Origin of the sequence: Mycobacterium sp. (genome assembly GCF_050701675.1) — a bacterium.
In the GTDB taxonomy this organism is placed as follows: Bacteria; Actinomycetota; Actinomycetes; order Mycobacteriales; family Mycobacteriaceae; genus Mycobacterium.
The window spans coordinates 1-9,525 of the sequence record NZ_JBOGDD010000754.1 but is presented as its reverse complement, the minus strand read 5'-3'; the positions used below and the strand labels follow the sequence as shown (position 1 = coordinate 9,525).

Below are 9,525 nucleotides of genomic sequence, written 5' to 3'. Positions count from 1 at the left end.
ACCATGTAACGGTGCCCGCTCCACACGTCTCCGTCGCCGTGAATCTCCTGGCCGCCGACGCGCCCGCGAACTACCGCCACGGGCTGTCGCTACTGCAAGGCTGGCTGCCGCTGACGCTTCAGGCGATCGCCGTCATCGTGCTGGTCGTGGCGATCGGCTGGCGGACGCGCCGGTGGCGTTTCGTGTGGCTTCCGGTGTCGGTCGTGGTCGGGCTGGCGGTCGCGGCGTGGGCGCACTGGTACGTCGACTCCCAAGGAATGGCAGGCGATCCGGCTCCCGACTCGCTCTGGATATGGACGGGTCTGACGGGATTCGCCCTCAGCGCGTTGGTTCTTGGGTGGCGCGGCATCAAGTGGCGACGGGTCGCCACCGTCGCGGCCGTCCCCCTGTGCCTGCTCGGCACCGGCCTGGCCCTCAACACGTGGGTGGGCTACTTCCCCACCGTGCAGGTCGCGTGGAATCAGCTGACCGCTGGACCGCTGCCCGACGAGACGGACGCGGCCACCATCGCCGCGATGCAGAAGGCAGGGACCGTCCTCGACCACGGCAGCGTCGTCCCGGTTGACATCCCGTCGGCCGCATCGGGTTTCAAGCACAGGACCGAGCTTGTCTATCTGCCGCCCAAGTGGTTCGCCAGCAACCCGCCGCCCAAGCTCCCCGTCGTGATGATGATCGGCGGTGAGTTCAACACTCCGGCCGACTGGCTCCGCACCGGTAACGCCATGTCGATCGTCGACGGCTACGCCGCTGCGCATGGCGGCAACGCCCCGGTGATGGTCTTCGTCGACTCCGGCGGATCGTTCAACAACGACACCGAGTGCGTCAACGGGGTCCGTGGGAACGTCGCGGACCACCTGACGAAGGACGTCGTGCCGTACGTGAACTCGCACTACGGGACGAGCAGCGACAGTGCCGACTGGGGTGTCGTTGGCTGGTCGATGGGCGGCACGTGCGCAGTCGACCTGACCGTGATGCACCCGGAACTGTTCAGCAGCTTCCTCGACATCGCAGGCGACACGGGGCCCAACGCAGGCACCAAGGATCAGACGATCGCCAGGCTCTACGGCGGAAACGCCACCGAGTGGGCGCAGTTCGACCCGGCGACCGTGATGGCCAAACACGGGCCCTATCAAGGAGTGTCGGGGTGGTTCGCCATCTCCACCGACAAGCCGACCCAGCACAAGATGAGTGGAGGCGATGACGCTGTGGGCCTCGGTGGGCGCGACGCGCAGGGCATGCAGAGCGACCAGACCGAGGCCGCCAACACGTTGTGTGGCCTTGGCCGCGCTCAGGGCATCAACTGCTCCGTCGTCCCGACGACGGGGCGGCACGACTGGCCGCTGGCGACGCAGGTCTTCACCGCGGCAGTGCCATGGCTGTTCGGGGCGGTGCACACGCCCGGTGTTCCGGCCGTCCCGCTGCCCGCCGGCTCACCGGTGCCTGAGGTCGCACCTGCCGGTGGCCCAGCGGCCGCCCCGGTACCCCTTGCCCCGGCGGGACGCTGATCAGTCGTCGAGCGCGCGCAGCACCGCGCGGGTGCGGGCCCGTCCCTCGATGGACGCGTCGAACGTGGCGCCGACGAACTCGTCGACGCCTGCCGCGCTGAGCTGCGCGAGCCGATCCCCGACCGTCGCCTCGTCGCCGATGATCGCGGCGTCCTGCGGTCCGGCATACCCCTCGCGGTCGAGCATGGCGCGGTAGGACGGCAGGACGCCGTACATCGCGAACTGCTCGGCGGCCTGCTTGCGGACGCCGTCCACGTCGTCGGTGACGCTCACCGGCAGGGCGGCCACCACCCGGACCGAATCCTCTGGCCGCCCCGCGTCGGCGGCCGCCTGGCGCAGCGACGGACCCACGTGGCCGGCCAGCGTCTCGGGTCCCGTCATCCAGGTGCACGTGCCCGCGGTGCGGCGTCCTGCGATCTTCAGCAGCTGTGGTCCGAGCGCCGCGATGTACACGTCGGGCCTTGGTGCGCCGGGAATCATCAGCGCACCGCGGGTGGTGACGGTCTCGCCCGTGGCATTGGCAGGCTCACCGGCCAGCAGCGGCAGCAGCCCGTCGAGGTATTCGTTGAGCCTGCGCACCGGCTTGTCCCACGGAATGCCCCACATGCCCTCGGTGACGGCCTGATGCGTCATGCCGAGCCCGAGGATGAGCCTGCCGTGCGAGACGAGGCTGACGGTCAGCGCCCGCTGGGCCATCTGCATCGGATGCTGATTCTGGATGGGGACGACGCCGGTGGCCACCTCGATGTCGTCGACCTCGCGCAGCGCGACGGCGAGCACCGTGAGAAGGTCCGGTTCGTAAGGCAATTGGCTCATCCAGAGCCGACCGAAGCCCTCCTCGCGCAACATCGCGAGGTTCTCCACGCAGGCGTCGACGGGGTTGTCGACACCCGTTCCGCTGAGTTGTCCGAAAATGCTGACCCGCATGACTGGCACGCTCCCTTGCGTTCGCCCGGCCTACATCGAATCACGACGACCGATCGCAGGCGCATGGGTGTTCAAGGTGTTCAATGCCAAGCATGACGACAGAAGCGGCCCGACTCCAGAATTTCGGGCCCAACTGGTTCGCCTCGGTGATGGGCACCGGGATCGTGGCGACGGCAGGCGCGACGCTGCCGATCCACGTCCCCGCACTGCACGTGTTCTCGCGCGTGGTGTGGGTGGTCGCCACCCTGCTGCTGGTGGTGCTCGTCATCGCGGTGACCGTGCAGTGGTTCCGGCACCGGACGGTGGCGCGGAGTCATCCCCGCAACCCGCAGATGGCCCACTTCTACGGGGCCGCCCCGATGGCGTTGATGACAGTCGGGTCGGGGGCGATCCTGATCGGCAAGGACCTGATCGGGATGCGCATCGCCGTCGACCTGGCCTGGGTGCTGTGGACGACGGGCACGATCGGCGGCCTCTTCACCGCGGCAACCATTCCGTACCTGATGTTCACCCAGCACAACGTCGAGCCCGACGCGGCATTCGGCGGCTGGCTGATGCCGGTCGTGCCGCCCATGGTCTCCGCCGCGGCGGGCGCGCTGCTGATCCCGCACATGCAGCCAGGGACCGGGCGCACCACCATGCTGTACGGCTGTTACGCGATGTTCGGTCTGTCGCTGTTCGCGGCGTTGATCATCATCAGCATGATCTGGAGCAGGCTCGCTCTTTACGGCACGTCGGGGACGGCCCGGGTACCCACGCTGTGGATCGTGCTCGGCCCGCTCGGCCAGGGCATCACGGCCGCGGGTCTGCTCGGCGGCGTCGCGGCGCTGGCGGTGCCACCCGAGCTGGCGAGCGGCATGAACGTCTTCGCAGTCCTGTTCGGCGTGCCCGTCTGGGGATTCGCGCTGCTGTGGATCGTGCTGGCCACCGAGCTGACGCTGCGCACCCTGCGGCGCGGCATGCCCTTCGCGCTGACCTGGTGGAGCCTGACCTTCCCGGTCGGGACGTTCGTCACCGGCACGACACAGCTGGCCGTGCACACCGGACTGCCCGCCTTCCGGGTTGCCGCGGTGGTCGCGTACGCCGGGCTGTTGTGCACCTGGGGGTTGGTGGCCGTGCGGACGGCGCGCGGCAGCGTGGGAGGAAGCCTGTTCGCGCCACCGCCACCCAACGCGGGGCCGGTGAAGGCGAAGAAGGATCCGCCCGTTGGCTAGCGAGGGCTCAGAAAAGAGGTTGCCCCGTGTTGCCGTCGGGTCGGGGGGTTAGACGGCAACACGGAGCTACTACACGTATCGACTGCTCGTTCTGGGGCGTTACACCCGCTGCTCAGGCCTCCAGAATCGCCGTGACGCCCTGCCCGCCGGCGGCGCAGATCGAGATCAGACCCCGCACCGGCTTACCGGTTTGGGCCTTCTTCTCGGCCAGCTGCTTGGCCAGTTGCGCCACGATGCGCCCGCCCGTCGCCGCGAACGGGTGACCCGCCGCAAGTGACGAGCCGTTGACGTTGAGCTTGGACCTATCGATGCCGCCCAGTGCTCCGTCCAGGCCGAGGCGCTCCTTGCAGTACTCCTCGGACTCCCAGGCGGCGAGGGTCGCGAGAACCACCGACGCGAAGGCCTCGTGGATCTCGTAGAGGTCGAAGTCCTGCAGCGTCAACCCGTTTCGGGCCAACAGCCGCGGCACCGCGTAGGTGGGCGCCATCAGCAGGCCGTCGTTGCCGTTGACGTAGTCGACCGCGGCCGTCTCACCGTCGACGAAGTACGCAAGAACCGGCAGCGAGCGCTCAGCCGCCCATTCGTCGGTCGACAGCAGGGCCACCGAGGCGCCGTCGGTCAGCGGTGTGGAGTTGCCCGCCGTCATGGTCGCGTCGCCGAACTTGACGCCGAACACCGGCTTGAGCTTGGCCAGCTTCTCCGCCGTCGAGTCGGCGCGCAGGTTGTTGTCGCGGTAGAGACCGAGGAACGGGCTGACGAGGTCGTCGAAGAAGCCGCGGTCGTAGGCGGCGGCCATGTTCTGGTGGCTGGCCGCGGCGAGCGCGTCCTGGTCGACGCGCTTGACGCCCATCTGCTTGGCGGTGACGGCGGCGTGCTCACCCATCGACATGCCGGTGCGGGGTTCACCGTTGGTCGGGATCTCCACGCCGAGGGCCGCGGGGAGCTGGCCCACGAGCTTGAGCCGGTCGACGTTCGACTTCGCCCGGCGCAGACCGAGAAGGACCCTGCGCAGATCGTCGCCGAAGGCGATGGGCGCATCGGAGGTGGTGTCGACCCCTCCTGCCGCCGCCACCTCGTACTGGCCAAGCGCGATGCCATTGGCCACCGCGATGGTCGACTGCAGGCCGGTGCCGCACGCCTGCTGCAGGTCGTACGCGGGGGTGTAGGGCGACAGGGAGCTGCCGAGCACGCACTCACGCACGAGATTGAAGTCGCGGCTGTGCTTGAGCACCGCTCCGCCGACCACGGCTCCGAGACGCTCGCCCTTGAGGTTGAACCGGTCGATGAGACCGCCGAGGGCGGCGGTGAACATGTCCTGATTCGACGCGTTGGCGTACGCGCCGTCGGAGCGCGCGAAGGGAATCCTGTTACCGCCGAGAATGGCTACGCGGCGCGTCGCCCTGTTGTCTGCCACGATCTACTCCAATGCCGTCCAGTGCCCCGACGAGGGACTTCCACGTGTCGAGAGTCATACTACCCACCGTTCTTACTCTGGAGTAAGTTCGTGAGCGATACGACAGTTGCTTCGGATGCGGGTACACCCCATTCGTACGTACCCGTTCTGTATCCCGTTTCTCACCGAAAGGCAGCGCAGTGGCTACCGACCTGTTCTCTCAAGTGGTCAATTCCGGTCCGGGTTCGTTCCTGGCCAAGCAACTCGGCGTCCCGCAGCCCGAGACCTTGCGCCGCTACCGGGCGGGGGAACCCGCGTTGGCAGGCGCCCTGCTGATCGGAGGCGAGGGTCGTGTCGCCGAGCCGCTGCGAGCGGTGCTGGCCGAGGACTACGACGTGGTCGGTGACAACCTCGGCGGACGCTGGGCCGATACGTTCGGCGGACTGGTCTTCGACGCCACGGGAATCACCTCCCCCGAGGGCCTCAAGGCGCTTCGCGACTTCTTCACCCCGCTGCTACGCAACATCGGCTCGTCCGGACGCATCGTCGTGATCGGCACGACACCGGAGGCGACGGGCAGCGTCGACGAACGCATCGCCCAGCGCGCGCTCGAGGGCTTCACCCGTTCTCTTGGCAAGGAGCTGCAACGGGGCGCGACGATCGGTCTGGTCTACCTCTCACCGGAGGCCAAGCCCGCGGCCACCGGACTTGAGTCGACGGTGCGGTTCCTGCTGTCGGCGAAGTCCGCCTACGTCGACGCGCAGGTGTTCTACGTCGACGCCTCGGACTCGGTCCCGCCCGCCGACTGGGACAAGCCACTCGACGGCAAGGTTGCCCTGGTAACCGGCGCTGCGCGGGGCATCGGCGCGGAGATCGCGAAGGTGTTCGCCCGCGACGGGGCCAAGGTGGTGGCGATTGACGTAGATAGCGCCGCCGAGGCGCTGGCCGAGACGGCGACCAAGGTGGGCGGCACCGCGCTGACCCTCGACGTCACCGCCGCCGACGCGGTCGACCGCATCACCGAACACCTGCGCGAGCACTACTCGGATCATTCAGGCGGCAAGGCTCACATTCTCGTCAACAACGCCGGCATCACCCGCGACAAGCTGCTGGCCAACATGGACGAGGGACGCTGGGACTCCGTCGTCGCGGTGAATCTGCTTGCCCCCCAACGGCTGGCGCAGGGGCTGGTGGACAACGGCACGATCGGCGAAGGTGGCCGCGTCGTCGGGCTGTCCTCGATGGCGGGCATCGCAGGCAACCGCGGACAGACCAACTACGCCGCCACCAAGGCAGGCATGATCGGGATGACGCAGGCTCTCGCGCCGGTGTTCGGCGAGAAGGGCATCACCATCAACGCCGTGGCGCCAGGGTTCATCGAGACCAAGATGACCGAGGCGATCCCGCTGGCCACCCGCGAGGTGGGCCGCCGGCTGAACTCCCTGTTCCAGGGCGGCCAGCCCGTCGACGTCGCCGAGGCGATCGCCTACTTCGCCAGCCCGGCCTCGAATGCGGTCACCGGCAACACCATTCGGGTCTGCGGCCAAGCCATGTTGGGAGCATGACCGTGACGGTGGACAGGAACGAAGCAACCGGGGACAAGGCCGGGACTCAGCCCAGTGGGCTGCGCAACATGGCCAGGGCCGTGGCGGGCGCGCTGCCGTTCGTCTCGCGCGGCGACACGGTGCCGAACCGGACGGTCACCGTCGAAGAGCTGGCGATCGACCCGGCCAACGTCGCCGAGTACGCCGCGGTGACGGGACTGCGATTCGGCGATTCCGTCCCGTTGACCTATCCGTTCGCGCTGACGTTCCCTTCGGTGACGTCACTGGTCAGTGGCTTCGACTTCCCCTTCACCGCTTTGGGATCGGTACACGTCGAGAACCACATCACCCAGTTCCAGCCGATCGCCGTCACCGACACCGTCGGCGTCAAGGTGCACGCGGAGAACCTCAGGGAGCATCGCAAGGGCCTGCTCGTGGACCTGATCACCGACGTCAATGTCGGCAACGAGACTGCGTGGCACCAGGTGACGACGTTCCTGCACCAGCAGCGGACCAGTCTCTCCGACGAAGCCAAGCCGGAGCAGAAGAAGACCTCGAAGCTGCCGCCGCCGAACGCGGTACTACACATCACGCCGGGTCAGATCCGCCACTACGCCTCCGTCGCTGGCGACCACAACCCGATCCACACCAGCCCGATCGGCGCGAAGCTCTTCGGCTTCCCGACCTCCATCGCGCACGGAATGTTCAGCGCCGCAGCCGTACTGGCCAACATCGAGGGCCAGTTCCCCGACGCGGTGAAGTACTCGGTGCGGTTCGGCAAGCCGGTGCTGCTGCCTGCCCGCGTCAACCTCTACGTCGACCGCGTCTCAGAGGGCTGGGAATTGGCGCTGCGCAATCCATCCAAGGGTTACCCACACCTGACGGGATCAGTCACCGCGCTCTAGCACCCCCGCGAGCAGGTTGATCATCAGCTCAGCGGCCTCGTGGACCTCGGCGTCGCCATCGGTCCCGGACCCGAGTCATGACTGGGTAGCAGGCCGGCCTCATCAACTCCGGTGTCGCGAAGCCGACACCTTGTGACGCAACGTAATACGTCGACGTCACCAATGTGCGACCCTGGTGTCAAACCGCTGCCAGGTGGCGGGGGTGAAGCTCGTGCGGCGAGTCCTCACCGCGATGACCGGGGCGGAAGTAGCCCCATGCAATCGGGTCGTAGCTGGTTCAAGACCGCCTCGGTGATGTCTTCGAGCTGTCGGGCCTGAGCAGAGGTCAGGTGTCCGAAGAGGTGTCTGTGCACCTCGGCGGCGTACCCCGGCTCCGCGCCGGCCACGACGGCCGCACCCGATTTGGTCAAGCGTGCGAGCGTCCTGCGGGCGTCGCTGGGGTCGGTGCTGCGGGCGATCCAGCCCCTCGTCTGGAGCCGGGCCACGATCCGCGACAGGTGGGACGGGGTGACGCTGGCCGTGGCGGCCAGACGGGTCATGTGGACCTCGCGTTCTTCGTTGAGCGACAGCCACCACAAGACCTGGTACTCCGCATGACTGAGTCCTGCAACGCGCTCCAGGTACGCATCCAGCTCGGCCGGCAACCACATCATGACCCCGACGAGCAAGGACCACGTGCGGTCCTCTTGAGCCGACAATCGCTCCCCATCGCGCATCTGCACAGTCTAGCTAAACTTGCCGCGGCAAGCATTTCTGCGTAAGTTACTTTCCGCAGCAAGGAAATGCCTTGCGCAACGAGACTGGAGGCCCTGATGCGGGCTGCGCGCTTTCATCGGTACGGAGACCCCGACGTGCTGATCGTCGAGGAGGCCGCCGAACCTCACGCCGCGGCGAACTCGGTTCGCATCACGGTGCAAGCGGCAAGTGTGAACCCCATCGACTACCTGCTGCGTGGCGGCGCCCTGCAGGAGGTGCTTCCGCTGGAGCTCCCGGCAATACCCGGACGCGACGCCGCCGGACTCATCGATGAAGTCGGCCAGGGTGTGTCGAACGCGAGAGTCGGTGACCTGGTCTTCGGTCTCGGTGGCGTGAGTGACACCACGGCGGAATTCGCGGTGCTGACGGCATGGAGCGTCGTGCCTTCCACGTGGTCCATAGAGCAGGCGGCCGCCGCGGGGCTTGCCTCCGCGACTGCGGCAGGCGTGATCGACGCGCTCGGGGATCTGACCGGTCGGACACTACTGATCGAGGGCGCTTCAGGCGCCGTTGGAAGCGCCGCAGCATCTTTCGCGCTGGCCGCCGGGGCTCGGGTGATCGGCACTGCCCGACCCGCGAATCATCAGTACCTCACCGACCTCGGAGCCGTGGCGACGACCTACGGACCGGGGCTGGCCGAACGCGTCGCCGCTCTGGCGCCCGAGGGCGTCCATGCCGCCTTTCATGCGGCGCCGTCCGCGTCGTTACCGGATCTGGTGGCCATCGTCGGCGACGCCTCTCGCGTGGTGACCGTCAGCGACGCGGAGGGAGCCGGGCGGCTGGGCGTCCGCACCGTGAACGCCGTCAATGACTCCGCACTCCTCGAACGCGCAGCCGACCTTGGCCGGCGCGGCCTGTACACCCCTCGCGTCGACCGCGTACTGCCCCTTGCCTCCATTCGGGAGGCGCACGAATTGGCCGAGAGCGGCGCCGGCAAGATCGTCGCCACTCTGACCTGAGCACGCGCGCAACCACTTCTCGCAGTTCCGTCAAAATCACGTTGCGACGCCCCAAGGAGCGCAATCGAAAGTGCCGGATCTGCAACCCGATTCGGGGTAATGAGTCCGGCACTCTCGGGACGTCGAGTCAGGCGGCGAGTCGGCGACAGTGTCGGTACCCGGTGCTGCTGAATGGGGGCGGACACGCCGAGATGGTAGCGATGACGGGCAGGAGCGGTGAAGTTCGTCAGCTAGAGGTGGTCATCGTCAGGCGGTCGCACCGCGAAAACACCGGCACCGCGGTGCGGATTCGCGTCTTGCATACCGGTGCGCCGTCGAAAAG

At 67.7% G+C, this 9,525-nt stretch carries 8 protein-coding genes; 5 read left to right on the top strand and 3 right to left on the bottom strand.

Annotated elements, in window-relative coordinates:
* The first annotated feature begins 11 nt into the window (after positions 1 to 11).
* Positions 12 to 1,505 carry an alpha/beta hydrolase gene (locus ACRDUX_RS23115; RefSeq protein ID WP_526416887.1) on the top strand — a complete coding sequence of 498 codons (1,494 nt, stop codon included), beginning with the start codon at positions 12 to 14 and terminating at the stop codon, positions 1,503 to 1,505.
* On the opposite strand, the gene ACRDUX_RS23110 is transcribed toward ACRDUX_RS23115, so the two are convergent.
* Entirely contained in the window at positions 1,506 to 2,432 is a 927-nt protein-coding gene (locus ACRDUX_RS23110; protein WP_526416885.1) for a TIGR03564 family F420-dependent LLM class oxidoreductase, read from the bottom strand.
* Between the two features lie 92 nt (positions 2,433 to 2,524).
* On the opposite strand from ACRDUX_RS23110, the gene ACRDUX_RS23105 reads away from it, so the two are divergent.
* Positions 2,525 to 3,646 (top strand): TDT family transporter, encoded by a 1,122-nt coding sequence (locus ACRDUX_RS23105; protein ID WP_526416883.1) that lies wholly within the window; start codon positions 2,525 to 2,527, stop codon positions 3,644 to 3,646.
* 112 nt (positions 3,647 to 3,758) lie between these two features.
* On the opposite strand, the gene ACRDUX_RS23100 is transcribed toward ACRDUX_RS23105, so the two are convergent.
* Positions 3,759 to 5,060, bottom strand: a complete 1,302-nt coding sequence (locus tag ACRDUX_RS23100) for an acetyl-CoA C-acetyltransferase (RefSeq protein WP_526416881.1) — start codon at positions 5,058 to 5,060, stop codon at positions 3,759 to 3,761.
* A gap of 179 nt (positions 5,061 to 5,239) precedes the next feature.
* Here ACRDUX_RS23100 and ACRDUX_RS23095 point away from each other — a divergent pair, with 179 nt between their 5' ends.
* On the top strand, positions 5,240 to 6,604 hold the full coding sequence (locus ACRDUX_RS23095) for a 3-oxoacyl-ACP reductase (RefSeq protein WP_526416879.1): 1,365 nt from the start codon (positions 5,240 to 5,242) through the stop codon (positions 6,602 to 6,604).
* Entirely contained in the window at positions 6,601 to 7,488 is an 888-nt protein-coding gene (locus tag ACRDUX_RS23090; protein WP_526416877.1) for a MaoC/PaaZ C-terminal domain-containing protein, read from the top strand. Before ACRDUX_RS23095 ends, ACRDUX_RS23090 begins: the two co-directional genes overlap by 4 nt.
* Before the next feature lie 224 nt (positions 7,489 to 7,712).
* Here ACRDUX_RS23090 and ACRDUX_RS23085 read toward each other — a convergent pair whose 3' ends face one another.
* Entirely contained in the window at positions 7,713 to 8,204 is a 492-nt protein-coding gene (locus tag ACRDUX_RS23085) for a MarR family winged helix-turn-helix transcriptional regulator (protein ID WP_526416875.1), read from the bottom strand.
* A gap of 96 nt (positions 8,205 to 8,300) precedes the next feature.
* Here ACRDUX_RS23085 and ACRDUX_RS23080 point away from each other — a divergent pair, with 96 nt between their 5' ends.
* Entirely contained in the window at positions 8,301 to 9,203 is a 903-nt protein-coding gene (locus ACRDUX_RS23080; protein WP_526416873.1) for an alcohol dehydrogenase catalytic domain-containing protein, read from the top strand.
* The last annotated feature ends 322 nt before the right edge of the window (positions 9,204 to 9,525 follow it).

Coding starts and splice junctions, on each gene's coding strand:
- ACRDUX_RS23110 (WP_526416885.1), bottom strand. CDS start 2,432: ATGCGGGTCAGCATTTTCGGACAACTCAGCGGAACGGGTGTCGACAAC.
- ACRDUX_RS23105 (WP_526416883.1), top strand. CDS start 2,525: ATGACGACAGAAGCGGCCCGACTCCAGAATTTCGGGCCCAACTGGTTC.
- ACRDUX_RS23090 (WP_526416877.1), top strand. CDS start 6,601: ATGACCGTGACGGTGGACAGGAACGAAGCAACCGGGGACAAGGCCGGG.
- ACRDUX_RS23085 (WP_526416875.1), bottom strand. CDS start 8,204: ATGCGCGATGGGGAGCGATTGTCGGCTCAAGAGGACCGCACGTGGTCC.
- ACRDUX_RS23080 (WP_526416873.1), top strand. CDS start 8,301: ATGCGGGCTGCGCGCTTTCATCGGTACGGAGACCCCGACGTGCTGATC.